Here is a 22417-nt window from a genome sequence, read left to right on the forward strand (position 1 = left end):
AAAAAGTATGAGAGACAAAGACATTCGTGGCCAGGTGGTGGCGATCACCGGTGGTGCGAGAGGTATCGGACGGGCGACCGGTTTGGCCTTCCTACGCGCAGGTGCGCGAGTTGCCCTGGGCGACATCGACATCGAGCAGGCCGAGAAGACGGCTGCTGAGTTTGCGGCCACCGGTGAGCAGGTCTGCGGTCTGCACCTGGACGTCACGAGCCGAGCATCGTTCTCGGACTTCCTCGACGACGTCGAGAGCCGGCTGGGCCCAGTCGATGTTTTGATCAACAACGCCGGCATCATGCCCACGGGGCTGTTCGCCGACGAGACCGACGAGATGACCGACCGGATGGTCGCCATCAACCTGGGCGGCGTGTTGAACGGGTCGAAGCTGGCCGCAAACCGGATGCGCGGGCGCGGCGGCCATATCGTCAATGTGGCCTCACTGGCCGGAGTCAGCGCATTCCCCGGTCTGGCGACCTACTGCGCCACCAAGCACGCCGTGGTCGGATTCACCGAGACGTTGCACCTGGAGCTCGCCGACGACGGTATAGCCGTCACCGCGGTGCTCCCGGGCGTCGTGCACACCGAACTGTCAGCCGGCCACAGCGCACCGCGCTGGATTCAGCCCATCAGTGAAGTGGAGCCCGACGATGTCGCCGCGGCAATCGTCGCGGCTGTCGTGCGCGGCAGAGCGAAAGTAATCGTGCCGCGGGCGCTTGGCGCGATGATCAAGATGATGGGCGCGCTTCCGGATGGAGCCCGGCACTGGATCTCGCACGCCGCCCATTTCGACACCACGTTCACTCACACCGACCCCGCACTGCGCGCGGCCTACCACAGCAGACTCCGGCAGTGACCGAAGGGTTGAAATCGTTGCCTACTGCCACGGTCATCACCGTCTGGTCACCGGCCGACGGCCGCGTCGTCGACTCGGTACCGGTGATGGATGCCAACTCGATTGCCGAAATCGTCGTGGATCTGCGTGTCGCGCAACGCGGCTGGGAGCAATTGCCGGTGCAGGCGCGCGCCCGCCATCTGCTGGCGTTTCGGGACTGGCTGCTGGACAAAGAATTTCGGCTCGCTCGGTTGCTTCAGCTGGAGACCGGCAAACCATGGGCTGAGGCCAATCTCGAGATTCCGTACATCGTGGATGCGATCAACTATTACGCGCGAACCGCACCCCGGCTGCTCGCGGACCGGACGCCGCCGCGTCATGGATTGATCGCGGCGACCAAACGCCAGCTCGTCGTGCAACGGCCATACCCCGTCGTCGGGGTGATCACGCCGTGGAACTTCCCGCTCGGCCTTTCGATCCTGGACGCGATACCGGCATTACTGGCCGGGGCGGCCGTCGTGGTCAAGCCCTCGGAATACACGCCGCTCACAGTTGCCGCGGCAGTGGAAGGCTGGAAAGCGGTCGAGGCGCCGCCGGTTCTCCGATGTGTCACCGGTGGCGGCGAGACGGGGGCAGCGGTCGTCGAACACGTTGACTACGTCCAGTTCACCGGGTCGACGCGAACGGGCAAGGCAATCGCCCACGCGGCGGCAGAGCGACTCATCCCGTGTGGTCTGGAGCTTGGCGGCAAGGACGCGATGATCGTTCTCGACGACGCGGACATGGTGCGGGCCGCGAACGCGGCAGTGTGGGGAGCCATGGCCAATTCGGGTCAGATGTGCACCTCGGTCGAACGGGTCTATGTCGAAGAAGGCGCCTACGAAGAGTTCATCGGCATCGTCGTCGAGAAGATGAACGCACTGCGGGTAGGCGAGGACGACCAGCAATTCCGTTACGACGTCGGCCCATTGGCCACCGAAGAGCAGCTCGCCATCGTGACCGCACACGTCGATGATGCGATGGCCCGTGGCGCCAGAATTCTCGTTGGCGGCGCACCATTCGAGGGTTCAGGGTTCTTTCCGCCCACGCTCCTCGTCGACGTCGACCACACCATGCTCTGCATGCAGCGCGAGACGTTCGGGCCGACGCTGCCGGTGATGAGGGTGCGCGATGAAGACGAAGCGGTTCGGCTGGCCAACGATTCCGATTATGGCTTGTCGGCAACGGTCTTCTCCGGCAGCAGGGCTCGGGCGGAACGGATCGCGCGCCGGCTCGACGCCGGCGCCGTGAACATCAACGACGTCTTCGGGAATCTGTTCACCCTGTCGCTGCCGCAGGGCGGTTGGAAGCAGTCCGGGGTGGGCCGCCGCAACGGTGCCGACGCAGTGCTCAAATACTCGCGGCCGCAAGCCATCGTCTCAGCTCGCGTACAACCGGCGCGCGAATTCATCTGGTATCCCTACACCTCAATTCGAGGGGCCATCGTGCATCGTGTGGGGCGCATCCTCGGAGCCCGCGATCTGCTCCGCAGGTTGGGCTGACACCTGCAGTATCGGCTGTGCTCATTGGCAGGGCGCGAGTGGCCACATATGTCACAGGGGTCGCGAAAAGCGCGCGATAACTGGCCGCTCGGCGTGAGTTAGGCGACGACCCAGATCGCTTCGGCCGCGGGGTTCCCCAAGTCGACGGTGGTGGCATCCGCGTCGTCGTCCGCAGCGTCCGCGGCGCTGACTGCCACCGAGATCATCCCGGCGAAGTCCCGCCGGGCCACCACGCGCAGGTGGGAATCGAGCGTGATCCCGACGCTGTCGAAGTACCGCAGCATCTCGGGGTCGTGATCGGAAATCCGGGCCACCGTGCCGGCGTCGCCGTCCGCGCAGGCCGACAGCTGCCGGGCCGGGGGAGTCGGCACGCGGCCGTCGGCCGCCGGGATCGGATCGCCGTGCGGGTCCCGGGTCGGGAAGCCGAGCTTGGCGTCGATGCGGTCGAGCATCCGGTCCGACACGGCGTGCTCCAGCACCTCGGCTTCGTCGTGCACCTCGTCCCAGCCGTAGCCGAGCTCGCGCACCAGGAACGTCTCCATCAACCGGTGCCGCCGGACCATGGCCAGCGCCGCGCTGCGCCCGGTGTCGGTCAGCGTCACGGCACCGTACTTCTCGTGGTGCACCAGGCCTTGGTCGGCGAGCTTGCGGATCGATTCGGACGCCGTCGACGCCGACACCCCGATGCGTTCTGCCAGCATCTTTGTGCTGACTTTCTCCCGCGACCACTCCTGCGCGGTCCAGATGACTTTGAGGTAGTCCTGGGCGACCGGGGATAGATCTGGCGGATTGCCAGCGTCTTCTGCAGGACTCACAGCACAAAGTTTAGGCAATCGTCACCTGATCCGGGGATCTCACGGTGCCTGCCGTAGCGGCGCGCCGTAGGCTTGCGGGCGTGCAGCGCTGGCGTGGGCAGGACGAGATCCCCACGGACTGGGGCCGATGTGTGGTGACCATCGGGGTGTTCGATGGCGTACATCGTGGACATGCGGAGCTGATCAGCCATGCCGTCAAGGCCGGCCGATCCCGCGGCGTGCCCACGGTGCTGATGACGTTCGATCCGCATCCGATGGAAGTGGTCCTACCGGGCAGCCATCCCGCGCAGCTGACGACGCTGACGCGCCGGGCCGAGCTGGTCGAGGAACTCGGCGTCGATGTGTTCCTGGTGATGCCGTTCACCACCGACTTCATGAAGCTGACCCCCGAGCGCTACGTGCATGAGCTCCTCGTCGAGCGCTTGCACGTCCTCGAGGTCGTGGTCGGCGAGAACTTCACCTTCGGCAAGAAGGCCGGCGGCAACGTGCCGCTGCTGCGCAAGGCCGGGGAACGGTTCGGTTTCGCCGTCGAGGGCATCTCGCTGGTGGCCGAGCATCACCGCGCCGAGACCGTCACGTTCTCGTCCACCTACATCCGGTCCTGCGTGGACGCGGGTGACATGGTGGCCGCGACCGAAGCGCTGGGGCGCCCGCACCGCGTGGAAGGCGTCGTCGTCCGCGGCGATGGCCGGGGCCGCGGCCTGGGTTTCCCGACCGCCAACGTTGCCCCGCCGATGCACTCGGCGATCCCGGCCGACGGCGTCTACGCCGCTTGGTTCACTGTGCTCGGGCACGGCCCCTCGGTCGGCACCGTGACGCCGGGGGAGCGTTACCAGGCCGCGGTATCGGTGGGCACCAATCCGACGTTCTCCGGGCGCACCCGCACCGTCGAGGCCTTCGTGCTCGACACCGAGGCCGACCTGTACGGCCAGCACGTGGCGGTCGATTTCGTCTCGCGCATCCGCGGCCAGGAGAAGTTCGATTCGGTGGATGACCTGGTCGTGGCCATGGATCGCGATACGCAGCGGGCTCGCACGATTCTGGCTGCGCACTAGCTCCCTGCTAGACTTCCCGACGCGTGTGCTGCAGTTCGCGGCGGCCGCGCTCTTGATTGTTCTTCGCGGACCGAATTGATGGAGTTGTTTTCGTGGCACTCACCACCGAGCAGAAAAAAGAGATCCTGGGCCAGTACGGCCTGCATGAGACCGACACCGGTTCGCCGGAGGCTCAGGTCGCCCTGCTGACCAAGCGCATCTCGGACCTGACCGAGCACCTCAAGCAGCACAAGCATGACCACCACAGCCGGCGTGGCCTGCTGCTGCTGGTCGGCCGTCGCCGCCGGTTGCTCAAGTACGTCGCCCAGGTCGACGTCGCGCGGTACCGCTCGCTGATCGAGCGTCTGGGTCTGCGTCGCTGACGCACCACTGATTCATCACCATCGCCAGGTCTGCTCCTGCAGGCCTGGCGATGGCCATTGGTACGGGTAGTAACATGAATTTGTTTTGGGCCCGAGTGCTCAAAACATCGGAACGTCACACCAGCGTCCGCCTGAACCTCGTGGGGCGGTCTTCGGTAGTGGCTGCCGGGGCATGGCCCCGGCCGCTTCGATCGACGGCCGTCAGCAGTTTGCGGGATGGTTTTCGGGTTTTCTGGATGCTCGCGTGTGACGATGCGACAGCTGTAACAAAGAGGATCCAGAAAAACGGAACCCGCATAGGGCGGGCCCCAGAGAGGTTATTGCGACATCCATGTCTGCAGTTGAAATTGAAGACGGCGTATTCGAATCGACCGCCGTTATCGACAACGGGAGCTTCGGCACCCGCACCATCCGCTTCGAGACCGGCCGGCTCGCTCGCCAGGCCGCCGGCTCCGTCGTCGCCTACCTGGACGACGAGACCATGCTGCTGAGCGCCACCACCGCCAGCAAGAACCCCAAAGACCACTTCGACTTCTTCCCGTTGACCATCGACGTCGAAGAGCGCATGTACGCCGCGGGCCGCATTCCCGGCTCGTTCTTCCGCCGCGAGGGCCGGCCCTCCACCGACGCGATCCTGACCTGCCGTTTGATCGACCGGCCGCTGCGCCCGTCGTTCGTCTCCGGCCTGCGTAACGAGATCCAGGTCGTCGTCACCGTCCTGAGCCTGGACCCCAAGGATCTGTACGACGTGCTGGCGATCAACGCCGCATCGGCGTCGACCCAGATCTCGGGCCTGCCGTTCTCCGGCCCGGTGGGTGGCGTCCGCGTCGCCCTCATCGAGGGCCAGTGGGTTGCCTTCCCGACCGTCGAGCAGCTGGAGACCGCTGTCTTCGACATGGTCGTCGCCGGCCGCGTGGTCGACGGCGATGTCGCGATCATGATGGTCGAGGCCGAGGCCACCGACAACGTCATCGACCTGATCGCCGGTGGCGCGGGTGCGCCGACCGAGGCCGTGGTGGCCGAGGGCCTGGAGGCTGCGAAGCCGTTCATCGCCGCTCTGTGCAAGGCGCAGCAGGAGCTGCACGACGCCGCCGGTAAGGAGACCGCCGAGTACCCGGTGTTCCCCGACTACGCCGACGACGCCTTCCAGGCTGTGGCCGCCGTGGCCAGCGATGCGCTGGCTCAGGCGCTGACCATCGCCGGCAAGCAGGAGCGCGACGATCGCACCGACGAGATCAAGGTGGAAGTTCTGCAGCGCCTGACTGTGGACTCCGATACCTACGCCGGCCGCGAGAAGGAGATCGGCGCGGCATTCCGCTCGCTGACCAAGAAGCTGGTTCGCCAGCGCATCCTGACCGACCACTTCCGCATCGATGGCCGTGGCATCACCGACATCCGGGCCCTGTCGGCCGAGGTCGCCGTGATCCCGCGGGCGCACGGCAGCGCGCTGTTCGAGCGCGGCGAGACCCAGATCATGGGTGTCACCACGCTGGACATGGTCAAGATGGCTCAGCAGATCGACTCGCTGGGACCCGAGACCAGCAAGCGCTACATGCACCACTACAACTTCCCGCCGTTCTCGACCGGTGAGACCGGCCGCGTCGGTTCGCCGAAGCGCCGGGAAATCGGCCACGGCGCGCTGGCCGAGCGGGCCCTGATGCCGGTGCTGCCGAGCATCGAGGAGTTCCCGTACGCCATCCGCCAGGTCTCGGAAGCGTTGGGCTCCAACGGTTCCACCTCGATGGGTTCGGTCTGTGCCTCCACCCTGGCCCTGCTGAACGCCGGTGTGCCGCTGAAGGCCCCGGTCGCCGGTATCGCGATGGGTCTGGTCTCCGACGAGGTCGACGGCGAGACCCGCTACGTCGCGCTGACCGACATCCTGGGCGCCGAAGATGCCTTCGGCGACATGGACTTCAAGGTCGCCGGCACCAAGGAGTTCGTCACCGCCCTGCAGCTGGACACCAAGCTGGACGGCATCCCGTCCAAGGTGCTGGCCGGTGCCCTGGCCCAGGCCAAGGACGCGCGTCTGACCATCCTCGATGTGATGGCCGAGGCCATCGACGAGCCGGACGAGATGAGCCCGTACGCGCCGCGCATCACCACCATCAAGGTGCCGATCGACAAGATCGGTGAGGTGATCGGGCCCAAGGGCAAGGTGATCAACCAGATCACCGAGGAGACCGGTGCGAGCATCTCCATCGAGGACGACGGCACCGTGTTCGTCGGCGCCTCGAACGGCGAGGCGGCGCAGGCGGCGATCGACAAGATCAACGCCATCGCCAACCCGCAGCTGCCCAAGATCGGTGAGCGGTTCCTCGGCACCGTGGTGAAGACGACGGACTTCGGTGCGTTCGTCTCGCTGCTGCCGGGCCGTGACGGTCTGGTGCACATCTCCAAGCTCGGCAAGGGCAAGCGCGTCGCGAAGGTCGAGGACGTCGTGAACGTCGGCGACAAGCTGCGCGTGGAGATCGCGGACATCTCCGCGGACAACCGTGGCAAGGGTCAGAAGATTTCGCTGATCCTGGTGGATGAAGACGGTGCGGCGGCGGCTGAGGCCCCCGCTGAAGCTGGATCCGATTCGGAGACTGCGCCGGCAGATGCCGCGACTGCAAACTCCTAAATCGACACTGCGTAACGGCCGGGGTTCTTCAGCGACATCGCTGGAGGCCCCGGCCGCTGTGCGCAAGACCAATCTCCCCGGCGGGCTGCGCGTCGTCACCGAACACCTGCCGCACGTTCATTCGGCTTCCATCGGAGTGTGGGTCAACGTCGGCTCGCGCGACGAAGGGCCGAGTGTGGCCGGCGCGGCGCACTTCCTGGAACACCTGCTGTTCAAGTCGACCCCGACGCGCACCGCCGTCGAGATCGCGCAGGCCATGGATGCCGTCGGTGGGGAACTGAACGCCTTCACCGCGCGTGAGCACACCTGCTACTACGCGCACGTGCTGGACAGCGACCTCGAACTGGCCATCGACCTGGTGTCCGACGTCGTGCTCAACGGCCGTTGTGCCGCAGCGGATGTCGAGCTGGAGCGCGACGTGGTGCTCGAAGAGATCGCCATGCGCGACGACGACCCCGAGGACACCCTCGCGGATGTCTTCCTCGGCTCGATGTTCGGCTCGCATCCCGTGGGCCGGCCGGTGATCGGCAGTGTCGAATCGATCGCGTCGATGACCCGGAACCAGCTGCACTCGTTCCACGTCCGCCGGTACACGCCGGACCGGATGGTGGTCGCGGTCGCCGGAAACATCGACCACGACCAGGTGGTGTCGTTGGTGCGCAGGCACTTTCGGCCGCACCTCGTGCGTGGCCGCAAGCCGGTGCCGCCGCGCAAGGGTGCCGGCCGCGTGCCTGGCACGCCGACGCTGCAGTTCGTCAAGCGTGACTCCGAGCAGGCGCACATGTACCTGGGTGTGCGTACGCCGGGTCGCAACTGGGAGCACCGGTGGGCGCTGTCGGTGCTCAACACCGCACTCGGTGGCGGGCTGAGTTCCCGGCTGTTCCAACAGATCCGGGAGAACCGCGGGCTGGCCTACTCGGTGTACTCCACGATCGACACGTTCTCCGATGCCGGTGCGCTGTCGGTGTATTCGGCGTGCCTGCCCGACCGCTTCGAGGAGGTGGTCCGCGTGACCACCGACGTGCTGGAAGATGTTGCGCGCGACGGCATCACCGCCGACGAGTTGCGCATCGCCAAGGGCTCGATGCGCGGTGGTCTGGTGCTGGGCCTGGAGGATTCCGGTTCCCGGATGCACCGCATCGGGCGTGCCGAGCTGAACTACGGCAACCACAAGTCGATCTCGGACACCCTCGCGTCGATCGAAGCGGTGACGCTCGAAGAGGTCAATACCGTTGCGCGCGAACTGCTGACGCGGCCCTTCGGCGCCGCGGTGCTGGGCCCGCACCGGTCGAAGCGCTCACTGCCGAAGCAGCTGCGCTCCATCGGCTAGCGACTTGTGCACGTTTCGTATCGCCGGCCGATACGAAACGTGCACAGGTCACCTTTCCCGGCGCAGCACGAAGAAGTACGGCTGTGATTCGCCGCGGAAGTCCATGGCCCCCAATACCGCGTCGTCGGACAGCTTGCGGAACACATCGTTGATCGGCAGCTGGTCGTAAACCATTGTCGCGGTGTCGACTCCGCGGTACCGCGTGGTGCGCAGCCGCGCCTTGGCCGAGCGGGCCTGCAGCACCGGACGCAGGGCGGCGATGGGCTTGGCGGCCGGAATTCGTTGTAGCAGTGGCACCTTGGTCACCAGGCCGAGGCCGGCGAAGGCCAGCGCCGGGTTGAGTGGCCACAACGTTTGACCTGAGGCATCCGGGAACAGCAGCGGATGCACGGTCTCGGCGTCGACGAACTGCTTGCCCCACCAGCCGCTGGTTTCCAGCAGCCCGTCCATCGGGTGCCCGGTGGGCACTTCCGCGCCGTGCCAGGTGCCGATCATGAAATCGGGTTCGACGGCCGGCGCGGCGTCGAAGATCTCGAGGGCCGCGTCCGTCGTCGTCGGCGGAGTGGGCAGTAGTTCCTGCAAGAGCATGCCCACGACGATACTTGACACGTGTCAAAAATCCAGTGCCGGTCCGTCTGAAAGTCATCGCCCGGCCGGCGCGAAGGCGCGCCGGKCGGGCGATGGGTATCGAGATTCGGGTGTCAGGGCGTCAGAGCACGACGTCGCCGAGCGGCAGGCCCAGGTCCGCGGCGACCTGGCCGCACAGCAGCTGACCATCGTGCGTCGACAGGCCCTTGGCCAGCGCGGCGTCGCCACGGCACGCCGCCTGCCAACCCTGGTCGGCGAGCTTGAGCACGTACGGCAGGGTCGCGTTGGTCAGTGCATAGGTCGACGTGCGCGGCACGGCGCCGGGCATGTTGGCCACGCAGTAGAAGACCGAGTCGTGCACGGCGAAGGTCGGGTCGTCGTGGGTGGTGGGCTTCGAGTCCTCGAAGCAGCCGCCCTGATCGATCGCGATGTCGACCAGCACGGAGCCTGACTTCATGTGGGCCACAGTCGAATTGGTGACGAGCTTCGGGGCTTTGGCGCCCGGGATCAGCACCGCGCCGATGACCAGGTCGGCCTGCTTGACGGCGTCTTCCAGATCCAGGCTCGAGGAGTACCGGGTGTGGATTCGCCCGTTGAACTCGGCGTCGATCCGGCGCAGGGTGTCCAGGTTGACGTCGAAGACCGTGACGTGTGCGCCCATGCCGCTGGCGATCTGCGCCGCGTGGAAGCCCGCGGTGCCGCCGCCGATGACGACGACGTTGGCGGGGGCAACGCCCGGCACGCCGCCCATCAGGACGCCGCGGCCGCCGTGGCTGCGCATCAGATGGTAGGCGCCGACCTGGGCCGACAGCCTGCCTGCCACCTCGCTCATCGGGGCGAGCAGGGGCAGGCGGCCGTCGGCTGTCTGGACGGTTTCGTAGGCGATCGAGGTGGTGCCGGACGCCAGCAGGGCGTCGGTGCATTCGCGCGAGGCGGCCAGGTGCAGGTAGGTGAACAGGGTCTGGCCCTTGCGCATGCGGTGGTACTCGGCGGCGATCGGCTCCTTGACCTTGAGGAGCAGATCGGACTCGGCCCAGACCTGGTCTGCGGTGGTGACGATCTGTGCGCCGGCAGCCTTGAAGTCGTTGTCCGCGATCGCCGAGCCTTCGCCGGCTCCTGCCTGGATCAGCACCTCATGGCCGTGCTTGACCAGTTCGGCGACGCCGGCCGGGGTGATGGCCACCCGGTACTCGTTGTTCTTGATTTCGGTCGGGATACCGACGTGCATCTGGGGTTCTCCTCAGGGCGGATCAGGTGATGCCCTAAGTGTGAATAAACGTCGACTCACCTGCAATATCTGTGATTATAATTCTCGACATGGCACCCAATTCTGAACGATCTTCGAAAACGGAGGTTCCAGCGAGCTCCCGGCCGAAGGATGTTCAGCCCGTCGAACTCGATGACGTGGACCGCCAGATCGTGACCGCTCTGCACGCCGATGCGCGCATGCCCAACAGTGCACTTGCCGAGTTGGTCGGGATCGCCGCATCGACCTGTCACGGCCGGGTTCGGCGGTTGCAGGAGCTCGGGGTGATCCGCGGGTTCCACGCCGACATCGACCCCGCCGCCCTCGGATTGGGCCTGCAGGCGATGATCTCCGTCAGCCTGCAATCAGGTGCCCGGTCGCGTATTCGCGACTTCATCGCCCACATGCGCAGGTTGCCGCAGGTGATGGACGTCTACTTCCTGGCCGGCGCCGACGACTTCATCCTGCACGTCGCGGCCCGCGACACCGCGCACCTGCGCGCGTTCGTGGTGGAGCACCTCAACGCCGACGCCGACGTGGCAGGCACCCAGACCTCGCTGATCTTCGAGCATCTGCGCGGTGCCTCGCCGCTGTGACTAGCGGCTGACCAGTTCCGGGTGGAACTTGGTCACCAGTCGGCGGATGCCGTCGCGCCAGTCCACCGAGGTGCCGCCGATCAGTTCGTGCATGCGCGTGGTGTCCGTCGGGCCGCCGCGCAGCGCATTAGGGTCTTCGGTGAACACCGGTTCGCGGCCGACGAGTTCGCCGATGTAGCCACACCATTCCTGCAGGCTGACGGTCTGATCGCCGCACCAGTTCACCGTGGTGGCGGGCACCGACGCCGCGTCCAGCAGCTTGGGCAGCGTGGCCAGGATGTCGTCTTCGTGGATCGGGTTGTAGCGGGCCGGGCCGCCCGGCGGTACCTGGATCGGGATGCCCGCCAGGATCATCTCCATCTGGTAGTACGGCCAGCCACCGTTGTCGCCGTAGGGGACGTTGAACCGGGCGATCACAGCAGGCAGGCCGAGGGCGCGGGACATGGTGCGCACGACCGTCTCGCCCGCGATCTTGGAGATCGAGTAGGTGGGGAACAGGTGCTTGTGGTTGTCGCCCAGTGCGGCTGATTCGCTGCGCGGCTCGTCGTCGGGCGGGTCGTACACCGCGGCCGACGACGTGTGCAGGAACGCTTTCGCCTTGCGGCAGTGCGCCATCAGCAGGCCCACGGACTCTGCGTTGGCGGCCAGGTCCTTGTCCCATCGGCCGGTCTTGGCCACCGCCAGGTTGATCACGTAATCGAAATCGGATGGCAGCGCGCTGAAGTCACCGACTGCGAGGTTGACCGCCGCACAGCGGACCCCGGCCTGTTCCAGGGCCCCTCGGGAGCGTGGGTCGTTGAACCGGGCGACACCCCACACCTCGTTGTCGACCGCCAGGGCTGTGGCGATCGGGGTGGCCACTTGGCCGGTGACTCCGGTGATGAGGATCTTGGCGCCGCGCATGGGGCCGATAGTAGGGCGGCCGCTAGGGTTGACCTCATGCGAGTCGGAGTTCTGGGTGCCAAGGGCAAAGTCGGTGCAACCATCGTCGAGGGCGTGGAAGCCGCCGATGACCTGACATTCACCGTCGGCGTCGATGCCGGTGACGAGTTGAGCCTGTTCACCGACAGCGGCACCGAGGTCGTCGTCGACTTCACCCACCCCGACGTCGTGATGGGCAACCTGAAGTTCCTGATCGACAACGGCATTCACGCTGTCGTCGGCACCACGGGCTTCACCGAGGAGCGCCTCGCCCAGGTTCGCGAGTGGGTTGCCGCCAAGCCCGGCGTCGCGGTGCTGATCGCCCCGAATTTCGCCATCGGCGCGGTGCTGTCCATGCATTTCGCCAAGCAGGCCGCCCCGTTCTTCGAGTCGGTCGAGGTCGTCGAGCTGCACCACCCCTACAAGGCCGACGCCCCGTCGGGCACCGCCACCCGCACCGCGCAGCTGATCGCTGAGGCGCGAAAGGGCTTGCCGCCCAACCCCGATGCCACCAGCACCGGCCTGGAGGGCGCACGTGGCGCTGACGTCGACGGCATCCCCGTGCACTCGGTGCGGCTGCGTGGCCTGGTGGCGCACCAGGAAGTGCTGTTCGGCACCCAGGGAGAAACGCTGACCATCCGGCACGACAGCATCGACCGCACGTCGTTCGTGCCCGGTGTGCTGCTCGGTGTCCGCGAGGTCGCCAAGTACCCGGGGCTGACCATCGGCATCGAAACCCTGATGGGGCTGTGACGGGCCGGTGATGACCAAACCGAGCTCGCAGGTATTCCGCATCCAGCTGGTAGTCGCATTCCTGTGCGTGGCGCTGGTGGTCTACTTCGTGATGCTCGGACGCTCCGGCGTCATCCTCATGCAGTCGGGCGAGGCCGCGGCGATCGGGCTCGGCATCGGCATCTTCGTGCTGCCGCTGATCGGCCTGTGGGCCATGGTCGCCACACTGCGGGCCGGTTTCGCACACCAGCGGCTGGCGCGGCTGGCCCACGACGAAGGCGTCGAGCTCGACATCAGTGACCTGCCCAAACGCCCGTCGGGTCGCATCGAGCGCGACGCCGCCGACGCGCTGTTCGAGTCGGTGCGCGACGAGGTCGAGGCCGCGCCTGATGATTGGCGCGGCTGGTACCGGCTGGCCCGCGCCTACGACTACGCGGGGGACCGGACCCGGGCCCGCGAGACCATCCGCAAAGCCGTCCGACTGGAACAAGCCTCACGATGAAACTCCTTGTCGTGCACCACACCCCGTCTCCGAACTGCCAGGAGATGTTCGAGGCGGTGCTCGCCGGAGCGACCGATCCCGAGATCGAAGGCGTCGACGTGGTGCGCCGTCCGGCGCTGACGCTGTCGGCTGCCGACGTGCTGGAAGCCGACGGCTACCTGCTGGGCTCGCCCGCGAATCTGGGCTACATGTCGGGCGCTTTGAAGCACGCGTTCGACCAGATCTACTACCCGTGCCTGGACGCGACGCGCGGCCGGCCGTTCGGCCTCTGGCTGCACGGCAACGAGGGCACCGAAGGCGCGGAGAAGGCCGTCACATCGATCACCACCGGGCTGGGCTGGGTGAAAGCGGCTGAGTACGTGGTGGTTTCGGGTAAGCCGAGCAAGGCCGACCTGGAGGCGTGCTGGAACCTGGGGGCGACGGTCGCTGCGACGTTGATGGGCTGATCGCCGAGGTCGAGGGCTGCACAGAACTGTTGACCCTGACGTTGCGGCGCACCTCACTCGAACAAATGCGCCCTGGTTGCAGGATCAACTGTGGAAACCTCGTAGGGTGATTGACGTTTGCGTCGATAGGTGAGGAGCCGACCATGGGAATAGCGGACCTGGCATTGGGAGCCGCGCCGCTGGCCGGAGGTGCGCTGCTCGGAGCCGTCGCGGGCAACCTGAAGCCACCGGACGTGCGGGCCGCGATCAAGGCCGACATGGACCTGCTGGACCGCATCCCGGCCGAGCAGACCGAGCGCCGCGCCGAGCTGCAACGAACCATCGACATGCGGATCGACGAGCTGATCACCGCTGTCGACCGCAGCCGTCAGCTCAAGTCGACGGCGATCGGTTACGCGTTCAACCGCGAGGGCCGGCTGCGCGACATCCTGGTCTTCATCCTGGCGGTGCTGTTCACCATCATCTGGTGGAACCTCAAGCACTCCCGCACCGGTTGGTTGCCGATGTTCATCGCGCTGATCGTCTTCACCGCACTGGCCGGTTGGTACGCGCTGCGCGGCATCATCCGGGCGTTTTCGTCAGTGCTGCGCCGCAACAAGAAGTCCGGGGACGCCGCTCAGTAGTGGTAGGTGTCCGACGGCGCCGACACGTGGTCGGGGTCGTCGCCGAACATCGACGGATGAATGCCGTACGCCTTCGCCAGGTCGAGGATCTTGTTGGCGCGCGCGATGCGCGGCAGGTCCGAGCCGTTGCGGATTTCGCCACCGTCGCGCTCGAACTCCGCGAAAAACTCCTGCGCCCAAGCGATTTCATCCAGTGACGGGGACAGGCCCTCGTTGACCGTTCCGCACTGCTCGGGGGTCAGACAGATCTTGCCGGTCATGCCGAACTCGATGGACACCGCGGTGGCCTCGCTGAGCTTGCGGCTGCTGGACCCGATGGTCGGGCCGTCGATGGCGCCGGGCAGATGTGCCGCCTTGGCCGCGATGGTGAACCGCGAGCGGGCGTAGGCCAGTGTCGCCGGGTTGTCGCCGAAGCCGGTGTCGCGGCGGAAGTCACCGATACCGAACGCCAGCCGGAACGTGCCCTTGGCCGACGCGATCTCGGTGATGCGCTCGAGGCCGCGGGCGGTCTCGACGAGCGCGACGATCGGCACGTTGGGCAGCCGCTTGGCCGTCTCGGTGACGTGGTCGACGGACTCGACCATCGCCAGCATGATGCCGCCCACCGAAGTCTTCGACAGCATCTCGAGGTCGTCGGCCCACCACGGGGTGCCGAACCCGTTGACGCGGACCCAGTCGGTGTTGCCCTCGCCGAGCCAGCGCGCCGCGTTGTCGCGCGCCGAGTCCTTGTCCTTGGGCGCTACCGCATCCTCGATGTCGACGATGACGATGTCCGCGGGAGACCGGGTGGCCGGCGAGAAGCGGTCGAACTGCGCTCCGTTGACCAGCAGCCAGCTGCGCGCGAGTACCGGGTCCAGTCGGGATCCGTGCTCGTTGGCGTCGGGTTCGTAGGTGCTGGGCTGGTCATACACACGTCAATCGTCCCGCACGGCGGGAGCTGGGCCAGCTCCGGGGGTTACTTCAGCGCCCCGCCGAACACTCGCTCCATGGCATCCCAGTGCCGCTGCGCCGCGGCCTCGTCGTAGGCGCCGGCGTTGTCGGGCACCGCGAAACCGTGCGCGGCGGGGTAGAACTCGACGGTGTGCTCGACGCCCGCGTCGGTCAGCGCGCGGTCCAGAATCTCGCCCTGCTCGGCGGTGAAGGATCCGTCGTTCTCGGCGGCGCCCACGTAGACCACCGCGCTGATCCGGCCGGCGTTGAGGTGCGGGCTGTCGTCGGTGTCGGTGACGAGTCCGCCGCCGTGGAATGACATCGCCGCGGCGACCCGGCCCGGCAGCTTGCCGGCGACGACGACCGACGTCCGACCGCCCATGCAGTAGCCGGTGGTACCGAACTTGTCGCCGCTGACCTCGGGCCGGGCGGCCAGATAGTCGAAGAATGCCGCAGCATCGGCGGCCATGATGTCCTGCGTGACCTTGCGCATCATCCCGAACAGCCGCGCCCGCTCGGTCTCGTCGGAAAACGCGGTGGCCATGTCGAACGGCGCCCACCCGGCGTCGCGGTAGTAGATGTCCGGCACCAGCACCACGTAGCCCAGTGCGGCCAGGCGTGCGGCCATGTCGTCAAAGGTCTGCCGCGGGCCGCCCGCATCCGGGTACATGACCACCGCGGGCCACGGACCGGTGCCCTCGGGGGTTGCGACGGTGACGGCGCAGCTGCCGTCGGCGGTGGTGATGGAGTCCTTGGTGATCGGCATGGCATCCGTTCTACTCCGGGGGTGCCGCACGTAAGCTGGCAGCGTGGCTGTGCCGACTCCCTATGAAGACCTGCTGCGCCTGGTGCTCGAGCAGGGCACGCCGAAATCCGATCGCACCGGGACCGGCACCCGCAGCCTGTTCGGCCACCAGCTGCGCTACGACCTGGCAGCCGGCTTCCCGTTGCTGACCACCAAGAAGGTGCACACCAAATCGGTGATCTATGAGCTGCTGTGGTTCCTGCGCGGCGACTCGAACGTGCGGTGGCTGCAGGAGCGTGGCGTCACCATCTGGGACGAGTGGGCTTCGGAGACAGGCGAACTCGGGCCCGTGTACGGCGTCCAGTGGCGGTCCTGGCCGACGCCGTCCGGCGAGCACGTCGACCAGATCAGCGCGGCGCTCGAGATGCTCAAGACCAACCCGGACAGCCGGCGGAACATCGTCTCGGCCTGGAACGTCGGCGAGATCGCCCAGATGGCCCTGCCGCCGTGCCACGCGCTGTTCCAGTTCTACGTCGCCGACGGCAAGCTGAGCTGCCAGCTGTACCAGCGCAGCGCCGACCTGTTCCTCGGCGTGCCGTTCAACATCGCCTCCTACGCGCTGCTGACGCACATGATGGCCGCCCAGGCCGGCCTCGAGGTCGGCGAGTTCGTCTGGACCGGTGGCGACTGCCACATCTACGACAACCACGTCGAGCAGGTGCAGCTGCAGCTGTCCCGCGAGGCTCGGCCGTACCCGGAACTGGTTCTGGCGCCTCGGGATTCGATCTTCGACTACGAGTACGAGGACATCGCGATCGTCAACTACGACCCGCACCCGGCGATCAAGGCTCCCGTTGCGGTCTGACCTCGAACGTGAAGTAGCTGGTGAGTTTTCGGCCGAATTTCGCGAACAACTTCACGTTCGGCCGATGCCATGAAGCTGATCTGGGCCCAGGGCAACGGCGGCGTCATCGGCCGCGGCAATGACATCCCCTGGCAGCTGCCCGAGGACATGGCCCGGTTCAAGGAGCTGACGCTCGGGCAGACGGTCGTGATGGGCAGGCTCACCTGGGAGTCGCTGCCGGCCAGGTTCCGGCCACTGCCCGGGCGCCGCAACATCGTCGTCAGTCGGGACGGCGGATACGTCGCCGACGGTGCCGAGGTGGTCACGTCGCTGCCGGCCGAGGTCGACGGCTGGGTCATCGGCGGCGCGCAGCTGTACGCGCTGGCGTTGCCTTCCGCGACGCAGTGCGAGGTCACTGAGATCGACGTCGACGTGCCCGACGGTGACGCGTTCGCGCCGACCCTGGACGACAGCTGGACCGTCACGCGCGGGGAGTGGCTGACCAGCAAGACCGGCTTGCGGTACCGGTTCTGCAGCTACCAGCGCCGGCCGTAGCCTGCCGGCCGTCGCGCGTACTGGCATCATCTGTGACATGAAGCGACAGGTCAGTGCTGAACTCGACGTCGAGGTGACCGAACCGACCACGCTGGAGTTTCAGATCGCGGTCGCTCCACACCCCGGCGCCACGGTCGCGGAGTCGATGTCATTTGTGTTGAACGGCAACGCAATACAGCCCCGCGAGATATGCGGGGCGCACGGAACACGAATTCATACCTTCGATGCGGCCCCGGGCAACCTGAGCGTCCACTACTCGGCGACGATCGACGGGCACTGCGACCCGGCTCCGGTCTCGGACTACGACAGGACGATGTATCTGCGGCCCAGTCGGTACGCCGAAGCGGACAGGCTCTACGGCTTCGCCGCCGCAGAATTCGGCCAGTATTCGGACGCCGCAACCCTGTTGGAGAAAATCTGCTACTGGGTTGGCTACCGGCTGCAATACGTCCCCGGCTCCAGTGATCCCATCGACGGCGCCGTCGACACCCTGCTGGCCGGACGAGGAGTGTGTCGGGACTACGCCCATTTGGTCGTGGCGCTGCTGCGCGCCGCGAAAGTCCCGGCTCGCCTGGTGGCCGTGTATGCGCCCGGGTGCGTTCCAATGGACTTCCACTCCGTTGCCGAAGCGCTCGTCGACGGCCAGTGGCGTGTCGTCGATGCGACCGGACTGGCTCCACGGCAGTCCATGGTGCGCGTCGCGACCGGACGCGACGCCGCTGATATCGCCTTCTTGGACAACCACAACGGTGCCATCAACCTGAACCGCGTCGCGGTCACCGCCGTCACCGATACCGATCTGCCCATCGACTCGGTCCACGACCTGGTATCGATCACCTGACCGCTCGGTCAAGCCCGCGGGTTACTCTCCCGCGGGCGACACGTCCGAACCCGATCCCTTCACCGACGCCTTCGCGCGCTTCTCGGCGCGCACGGCTCTCCCGTTGCGCACGAACCCGGTGGGGGAGACCGCCGCCGTAACGAGAATGCTCTCACCGGCAGTGAACGGGTGGAACCCGACGCCGGCGCCACCGCGGCCCTTGACCGGGATGTCGGCGACTTCGGTTACCTTCCAACCCTTTTCGGACGTCGACAGGATTGCCTCGCCGTTCCCGCAGGTGATCGGCAGCGCGGCGATGACCTCGTCGCCCTCGCCCGCCAGCTTCACGCCGGCGACGCCATTGCCCGCCGCGCCTTGCGGATTCACCGAGGCCGGATCGATACGCAGAACCTTGCCGCGGCGCGTCACCAGCGCCAGGTGGTAGCCGGGCGTCAGCACACCCGAGCGCAGCAGCCCGGTGATGTCCGGAGCCACCGGGATGTCGCGGGTCTTGAACGGCAGGCCGTTGCCGTTGGTGAACTTGACGCGCCCGTCGGTCCACACCGCCCACCCCAGGCCCGCGGTGAGCAGGTCGCCGTGGGTGTCGGAGAACACGCCACGATCGTCAAGACGCCAGTTGGCGTTGACCTTTCGTTCGCGGGAGCCGTCCTCGTCGGAGCCCGATGCCGTCGGGACGCCCTCGAGATCGAGGACGGTCCGGCGGTCGAATTCCGGCCCGGCGAACAGCTTCGCCGTCTCCTTCAGCTCGTTGTCGATCACCACGCGCCGGGCGTCCGGGTTCGACACCAGCTCGGTCAGCTCGGCGAACTCGGCGTCCAGCTTGTCGGCCTCGGCCTGCAGCTCGATGACGTCGAGCTTCGTCAGCCGCCGAAGCTGCAGGGCCAGTACGTAATTGGCCTGCTCCTCATCGATGCTGAACCGTTCCTGCAGTCCCCGCCGGGCGTCGTCCACAGTGTCCGAGCCGCGGATGACCGCGACAGCGGCGTCGATGTCCAGATGGATCTTCATCAACCCGGACACCAGATGCCTACGGGCGGTGACCTTCTCCAGCCGATACTGGCTGCGGTGCAGCACCACGGAGTCGCGCAGGTGCAGGAATGCGCCGATCAGCTCGCGCACCGTCCACCAGCGCGGCACCCGATCCTCGTCGAGCGCGACCAGGCTGGCGGCGAACGTCGACTCCAGCGGAGTCAACGCGAGCAGCTGGTCGCGGATGGTTTCAGCGGCGTGGCCGCGCTTGGCGGTGACGACGATGCGCAACCCGTTGCGACGGTCGGTCAGGTCGGACATGTCGGCGACACCGGCCAGCTCGCCGGATTCGACCAGCGCCCGAATCCGGTCCTGCACAGTGTTGCTCGCGACACCGGGCGGCAGCTCGGTGATGACGACGTTCTTGCCGTCGACCGACAAGGTGCCGCGCACCGTGAGTGCACCCCGGCCGGTGGTGAGGTACTCGCGCAGGCCGGCGCTGCCGACCACCGTCGACCCGCAGCCCCAGTCGGGGCCCGGGATCAGCTTGGCGAGCCGGTCGTCGGTCATGTTCGGGGTCTTCAGCAGCGCCCGACAGGCCGCCATGATCTCGCGCGGATTGTGCGCAGGCACCTTGGTGGCCCAGCCTTCGGCGATGCCGACGGCGCCGTTGCAGAGCAGCACCGGCCACTGGGCCGGCAGCATCGTGGGCTCGATCCATTCCCCGTCGAAGGTGGGCACCATCGGGACCGCATGGTCGTCGAGTTCGGCGGTCAGCGCCGCACCGGGCGCCGACAGCCGCATCTCGGTGTACCGGTCGGCGGCGGGGATGTCGCCCTGGATGCGCGGGAAAGCGCCTTGTCCGTCAATGACTTTCACGCGCTGGAACTCGGCGGCCATCAGCGCCGCGGCGCCGTACATCGACGCGCCGCCGTGCGGGTGCAGGTTGCCGGTGACGGCCGAGCAGACCTTCGAGGACTTCTGCGGCTTGTTGCCGGGCAGCAGTTTCGAGTCGTGCATCTGGTACAGCAGCCGGCGCTGGCCGGGCTTGAGGCCGTCGAACGCCGACGGGATGGCGCGGTCGCTGACGCTGTAGAGCGCGAACGTCAGCTGGTAGTGGTTCCAGTAATCGTCGGCGCTCTGGTCGAGGACCAGGTCCGGATTCTGCTCGGGAAGGTCGAGGGGGGAGGTCACGGTCGAGTCCTTCTAGTCCAGGTCCAGCGCAAGGGTGTCGACGACGGCGGCCACTTCGGCCATCCAGCTGCGCCGGCCCTCGGGCGGCCCGCCGAACAGGGTGTGGTGCAACTTCTTCTCACTGTCGTCGAGGTGCACCCGAATCACGGTGCGCCGCTGCGGATCGAGCACGGTGTTCCAGAAGTCGTCGGCATCCATCTCACCGAGACCCTTGTTGCGCTGCACTTCCACGCGGCGCTTGGACCTGGCCTTCAACTCGGCGACGGCGGTGTCGCGCTCGGATTCGTCCTGACAGTAGATGCGCTCCTGTCCGTCCTTGACGACGAACAGCGGCGGCAGCGTCACATAGACCATGCCGGCCGCGACGAGCGGGCGGTAGAAGTCCAGGAACATCGAGATCAGGCTCGAGTTGATGTTGCCGCCGTCGGGGTCGGCGTCGGATGCGAACAGGATCCGGTCGTAGCGGCACTGCTCGGGGTCGCAGTTGTCGCGCACGCCGCAGCCCAGGATGCGCTCGATGGAATCGAACTCGTCCTTGACCCGGGCCTTGTTCACCGTGAACCCGTAGACGTTGGGCGGCTTGCCTTTCAGCGGGAAGGCCGCCTGGAAGGTGGCGTCGCGCGCCGCCTTGATGGTGCCCAGCGCGGAATCGCCCTCACACAGGAACAGTTCGGCACCCGACCCGCGGCCGGTCTCCCGGCTGGGCAGCAGCTTCGGCGGCAGCGACAGGTTCGTGCCCAGCCCCTTGGCTTTCGACGCCGCGCGGGAGCGCGCCTTGGCGCCCTCGGCGCTGCGCCGCGCCCGGGCCGACTCCAGCGCGAGGCGGGTCCACAGCGACACCGTGTCGGCGTTGGCGGGGCTCGCGGCCCAGACGTTGACGCTGCGCGCCACATCCGGGGCCATCGCGACGTTCAGCGAGCGCGATGAGACCGCCGTCTTGGCCTGCGAGTCCCAGCCCACGTCCGGCGCGCGGGTGTCGACGGCCAACGCGGTGACCGCGGCGAAGTCCTGAGGTTCTGGGCCGTCCTCACCCTTGGCCAGACCCAGGTCCCGGATCCGGGACGCGCGATCGGCCAGGGCTTCGGACAGGCCCTTGATCGCGGCGGTCAGGTGTGACCCGCCGCCGGGGGTGCGCACGGTGTTGCAGAACGCGGCCACGGTGGCCGGTTCGGCCGGTCCGGCGGTCAGCGACCAGCGGAACGGCGTGGGGCCGCGCCCGGTGGTGTACTCACCGCGGCCCTCCACGACGGCGCGGACCGCGGGCAGGGGAGTGCCCGCGGAGGTGCACATGAGGTCGAGCAGCGCCTCGGTGCCCCAGGGGCCGTCGAACGGCTGCAGCAGCGCGGGTGGGACTTCCTCGCCGGGCCAGCCCTCGTCGACGACCAACAGGTGCACACCGGGGCACATCCGGGCCGCGGCGTGCGCGCGCAGCAGGACCTCGGCGATGTCCACGCCGGCGTCCGGTACGACGGCCGGGTCGAACAGGATGCGCACGGTGGTGCCGTGAGCGTCGGGTTTGCGGTTGCCCGCGCCACGCAGTTTCTGGTTGTCCGCGCGGGTGAACTCGGCGTTCGGGTCGAAATCCTTCCCCTCGAACGTGCCGGGGTAGCCGTGGCCGAAGCTCTGCAGGTAGGTCTTGCCGGCGCGGCGGACGGTGACATCGGTGCGGGCGGAGATGAACACCGCGGCGGCGGCGCCGATGCCGTTGAGGCCGGCTCCGGTGCTGGTGGCGTCGGTGTGGGCGGAGAACTTGCCACCGGCCCGGGCCGTCCCGAGGGTCTTGACGATGCCGTTCTTGCCGGTCACCGGGTCGGAGTCGATGGGCAGGCCGCGTCCGTCGTCGGCGACGCTGACCGATCCGTCGGCGTGCAGGGTGATGGTGACGGTCGACCCGCCGTGGCTGGGGTCGGCGACCTCTTCGACCGCGTTGTCCACCAGCTCGCGCAGGGCGGTGTTGAGCACGTCCAGGCCCAGGTTGACCGCCGGTCGCAGGCGGGTGTGCTGAACATCGTCGAGTTCGGTGATGTCCGCAGCGTTGTAGCTCACTGCTGGTCCTTTCCGTCAGGGCCGGGCATGAAGCGCCCATGCCCCAATACAGGGTGTGCCGCAGGAATGGTAGGCGGTGGAGCCGAC

At 67.3% G+C, this 22417-nt stretch carries 22 protein-coding genes; 14 read left to right on the plus strand and 8 right to left on the minus strand.

The window, feature by feature from the left end; genetic code table 11:
- The first annotated feature begins 7 nt into the window (after window positions 1-7).
- Both AC1U2B_RS02480 and AC1U2B_RS02485 read left to right on the plus strand, forming a co-directional pair.
- Window positions 8-850: an SDR family oxidoreductase gene (locus AC1U2B_RS02480; RefSeq protein WP_480215542.1), complete on the plus strand. Its 843-nt coding sequence runs from the start codon at window positions 8-10 to the stop codon at window positions 848-850.
- Complete coding sequence (locus tag AC1U2B_RS02485) at window positions 847-2370, plus strand: aldehyde dehydrogenase family protein (RefSeq protein WP_480215543.1); 1524 nt, start codon at window positions 847-849, stop codon at window positions 2368-2370. Before AC1U2B_RS02480 ends, AC1U2B_RS02485 begins: the two co-directional genes overlap by 4 nt.
- A 98-nt stretch (window positions 2371-2468) precedes the next feature.
- Here AC1U2B_RS02485 and mntR read toward each other — a convergent pair whose 3' ends face one another.
- Window positions 2469-3185, minus strand: coding sequence for a manganese-binding transcriptional regulator MntR (mntR, locus tag AC1U2B_RS02490; RefSeq protein WP_480215544.1), 717 nt, complete (start codon window positions 3183-3185; stop codon window positions 2469-2471).
- An 80-nt stretch (window positions 3186-3265) separates the two neighbouring features.
- Here mntR and AC1U2B_RS02495 point away from each other — a divergent pair, with 80 nt between their 5' ends.
- The 4 genes from AC1U2B_RS02495 to AC1U2B_RS02510 all read left to right on the plus strand — a co-directional run bounded on the left by AC1U2B_RS02495 (window position 3266) and on the right by AC1U2B_RS02510 (window position 8552).
- Window positions 3266-4240 (plus strand): bifunctional riboflavin kinase/FAD synthetase, encoded by a 975-nt coding sequence (locus AC1U2B_RS02495; RefSeq protein WP_043393752.1) that lies wholly within the window; start codon window positions 3266-3268, stop codon window positions 4238-4240.
- A gap of 92 nt (window positions 4241-4332) precedes the next feature.
- Window positions 4333-4602, plus strand: a complete 270-nt coding sequence (rpsO, locus tag AC1U2B_RS02500; RefSeq protein ID WP_043393753.1) for a 30S ribosomal protein S15 — start codon at window positions 4333-4335, stop codon at window positions 4600-4602.
- 331 nt (window positions 4603-4933) lie between these two features.
- Window positions 4934-7222 carry a polyribonucleotide nucleotidyltransferase gene (locus AC1U2B_RS02505; RefSeq protein ID WP_480215545.1) on the plus strand — a complete coding sequence of 763 codons (2289 nt, stop codon included), beginning with the start codon at window positions 4934-4936 and terminating at the stop codon, window positions 7220-7222.
- Complete coding sequence (locus AC1U2B_RS02510; RefSeq protein ID WP_260939490.1) at window positions 7200-8552, plus strand: M16 family metallopeptidase; 1353 nt, start codon at window positions 7200-7202, stop codon at window positions 8550-8552. The genes AC1U2B_RS02505 and AC1U2B_RS02510 overlap by 23 nt, the downstream gene beginning before the upstream one ends.
- 48 nt (window positions 8553-8600) lie before the next feature.
- On the opposite strand, the gene AC1U2B_RS02515 is transcribed toward AC1U2B_RS02510, so the two are convergent.
- A complete protein-coding gene (locus AC1U2B_RS02515; protein ID WP_480215546.1) occupies window positions 8601-9140 on the minus strand; it encodes a DUF4334 domain-containing protein in 540 nt (179 codons plus the stop codon).
- Between the two features lie 121 nt (window positions 9141-9261).
- Window positions 9262-10368: an alanine dehydrogenase gene (gene ald / locus AC1U2B_RS02520; RefSeq protein ID WP_260939485.1), complete on the minus strand. Its 1107-nt coding sequence runs from the start codon at window positions 10366-10368 to the stop codon at window positions 9262-9264.
- An 89-nt stretch (window positions 10369-10457) separates the two neighbouring features.
- Here ald and aldR point away from each other — a divergent pair, with 89 nt between their 5' ends.
- The gene (gene aldR / locus AC1U2B_RS02525; RefSeq protein ID WP_480215547.1) at window positions 10458-10982 is read left to right on the plus strand and encodes an HTH-type transcriptional regulator AldR; all 525 of its coding nucleotides are present in this window, start codon (window positions 10458-10460) and stop codon (window positions 10980-10982) included.
- On the opposite strand, the gene AC1U2B_RS02530 is transcribed toward aldR, so the two are convergent.
- The gene (locus tag AC1U2B_RS02530) at window positions 10983-11885 is read right to left on the minus strand and encodes an NAD-dependent epimerase/dehydratase family protein (RefSeq protein ID WP_480215548.1); all 903 of its coding nucleotides are present in this window, start codon (window positions 11883-11885) and stop codon (window positions 10983-10985) included.
- Between the two features lie 36 nt (window positions 11886-11921).
- Here AC1U2B_RS02530 and dapB point away from each other — a divergent pair, with 36 nt between their 5' ends.
- The 4 genes from dapB (at window position 11922) to AC1U2B_RS02550 (ending at window position 14206) form a co-directional block, all read left to right on the plus strand.
- A complete protein-coding gene (dapB, locus tag AC1U2B_RS02535) occupies window positions 11922-12656 on the plus strand; it encodes a 4-hydroxy-tetrahydrodipicolinate reductase (protein WP_071285226.1) in 735 nt (244 codons plus the stop codon).
- Window positions 12657-12666: 10 nt separating this feature from the next.
- Entirely contained in the window at window positions 12667-13137 is a 471-nt protein-coding gene (locus AC1U2B_RS02540) for a tetratricopeptide repeat protein (protein WP_071285229.1), read from the plus strand.
- Window positions 13134-13583, plus strand: a complete 450-nt coding sequence (locus AC1U2B_RS02545; protein WP_480215549.1) for a flavodoxin family protein — start codon at window positions 13134-13136, stop codon at window positions 13581-13583. The genes AC1U2B_RS02540 and AC1U2B_RS02545 overlap by 4 nt, the downstream gene beginning before the upstream one ends.
- Window positions 13584-13726: 143 nt before the next feature.
- Window positions 13727-14206: a hypothetical protein gene (locus tag AC1U2B_RS02550; RefSeq protein WP_480215550.1), complete on the plus strand. Its 480-nt coding sequence runs from the start codon at window positions 13727-13729 to the stop codon at window positions 14204-14206.
- Here the strand turns inward: AC1U2B_RS02550 and AC1U2B_RS02555 are convergent.
- Together AC1U2B_RS02555 and AC1U2B_RS02560 are read right to left on the minus strand one after the other, a co-directional pair.
- Window positions 14200-15117, minus strand: coding sequence for an HpcH/HpaI aldolase/citrate lyase family protein (locus AC1U2B_RS02555; RefSeq protein WP_043393772.1), 918 nt, complete (start codon window positions 15115-15117; stop codon window positions 14200-14202). The two genes, AC1U2B_RS02550 and AC1U2B_RS02555, sit on opposite strands and share 7 nt — an antisense overlap.
- Before the next feature lie 44 nt (window positions 15118-15161).
- Window positions 15162-15902, minus strand: coding sequence for a dienelactone hydrolase family protein (locus tag AC1U2B_RS02560; protein WP_480215551.1), 741 nt, complete (start codon window positions 15900-15902; stop codon window positions 15162-15164).
- Between the two features lie 43 nt (window positions 15903-15945).
- Here AC1U2B_RS02560 and AC1U2B_RS02565 point away from each other — a divergent pair, with 43 nt between their 5' ends.
- From AC1U2B_RS02565 to AC1U2B_RS02575, 3 genes are all read left to right on the plus strand, one after another.
- Window positions 15946-16746, plus strand: a complete 801-nt coding sequence (locus tag AC1U2B_RS02565) for a thymidylate synthase (protein ID WP_071285237.1) — start codon at window positions 15946-15948, stop codon at window positions 16744-16746.
- Between the two features lie 69 nt (window positions 16747-16815).
- Entirely contained in the window at window positions 16816-17280 is a 465-nt protein-coding gene (locus AC1U2B_RS02570) for a dihydrofolate reductase (protein ID WP_480215552.1), read from the plus strand.
- Window positions 17281-17317: 37 nt separating this feature from the next.
- The gene (locus tag AC1U2B_RS02575; RefSeq protein WP_071285241.1) at window positions 17318-18121 is read left to right on the plus strand and encodes a transglutaminase-like domain-containing protein; all 804 of its coding nucleotides are present in this window, start codon (window positions 17318-17320) and stop codon (window positions 18119-18121) included.
- A 21-nt stretch (window positions 18122-18142) separates the two neighbouring features.
- Here the strand turns inward: AC1U2B_RS02575 and AC1U2B_RS02580 are convergent, their stop codons facing one another.
- On the minus strand, window positions 18143-20284 hold the full coding sequence (locus AC1U2B_RS02580) for a DNA gyrase subunit A (protein ID WP_071285243.1): 2142 nt from the start codon (window positions 20282-20284) through the stop codon (window positions 18143-18145).
- 12 nt (window positions 20285-20296) lie between these two features.
- Window positions 20297-22330: a toprim domain-containing protein gene (locus tag AC1U2B_RS02585; protein WP_480215553.1), complete on the minus strand. Its 2034-nt coding sequence runs from the start codon at window positions 22328-22330 to the stop codon at window positions 20297-20299.
- Window positions 22331-22417: the final 87 nt, after the last annotated feature.

Source organism: Mycolicibacterium sp. P4_G11 (genome assembly GCF_056555145.1).

What these genes read in the sequence shown, in the direction of transcription:
- AC1U2B_RS02480 (WP_480215542.1), top strand. Translation starts at nt 8, where the DNA reads ATGAGAGACAAAGACATTCGTGGCCAGGTGGTGGCGATCACCGGTGGT.
- AC1U2B_RS02505 (WP_480215545.1), top strand. Translation starts at nt 4,934, where the DNA reads ATGTCTGCAGTTGAAATTGAAGACGGCGTATTCGAATCGACCGCCGTT.
- AC1U2B_RS02510 (WP_260939490.1), top strand. Translation starts at nt 7,200, where the DNA reads ATGCCGCGACTGCAAACTCCTAAATCGACACTGCGTAACGGCCGGGGT.
- AC1U2B_RS02515 (WP_480215546.1), bottom strand. Translation starts at nt 9,140, where the DNA reads ATGCTCTTGCAGGAACTACTGCCCACTCCGCCGACGACGACGGACGCG.
- ald (WP_260939485.1), bottom strand. Translation starts at nt 10,368, where the DNA reads ATGCACGTCGGTATCCCGACCGAAATCAAGAACAACGAGTACCGGGTG.
- aldR (WP_480215547.1), top strand. Translation starts at nt 10,458, where the DNA reads ATGGCACCCAATTCTGAACGATCTTCGAAAACGGAGGTTCCAGCGAGC.
- AC1U2B_RS02530 (WP_480215548.1), bottom strand. Translation starts at nt 11,885, where the DNA reads ATGCGCGGCGCCAAGATCCTCATCACCGGAGTCACCGGCCAAGTGGCC.
- dapB (WP_071285226.1), top strand. Translation starts at nt 11,922, where the DNA reads ATGCGAGTCGGAGTTCTGGGTGCCAAGGGCAAAGTCGGTGCAACCATC.
- AC1U2B_RS02540 (WP_071285229.1), top strand. Translation starts at nt 12,667, where the DNA reads ATGACCAAACCGAGCTCGCAGGTATTCCGCATCCAGCTGGTAGTCGCA.
- AC1U2B_RS02545 (WP_480215549.1), top strand. Translation starts at nt 13,134, where the DNA reads ATGAAACTCCTTGTCGTGCACCACACCCCGTCTCCGAACTGCCAGGAG.
- AC1U2B_RS02550 (WP_480215550.1), top strand. Translation starts at nt 13,727, where the DNA reads ATGGGAATAGCGGACCTGGCATTGGGAGCCGCGCCGCTGGCCGGAGGT.
- AC1U2B_RS02560 (WP_480215551.1), bottom strand. Translation starts at nt 15,902, where the DNA reads ATGCCGATCACCAAGGACTCCATCACCACCGCCGACGGCAGCTGCGCC.
- AC1U2B_RS02570 (WP_480215552.1), top strand. Translation starts at nt 16,816, where the DNA reads ATGAAGCTGATCTGGGCCCAGGGCAACGGCGGCGTCATCGGCCGCGGC.
- AC1U2B_RS02575 (WP_071285241.1), top strand. Translation starts at nt 17,318, where the DNA reads ATGAAGCGACAGGTCAGTGCTGAACTCGACGTCGAGGTGACCGAACCG.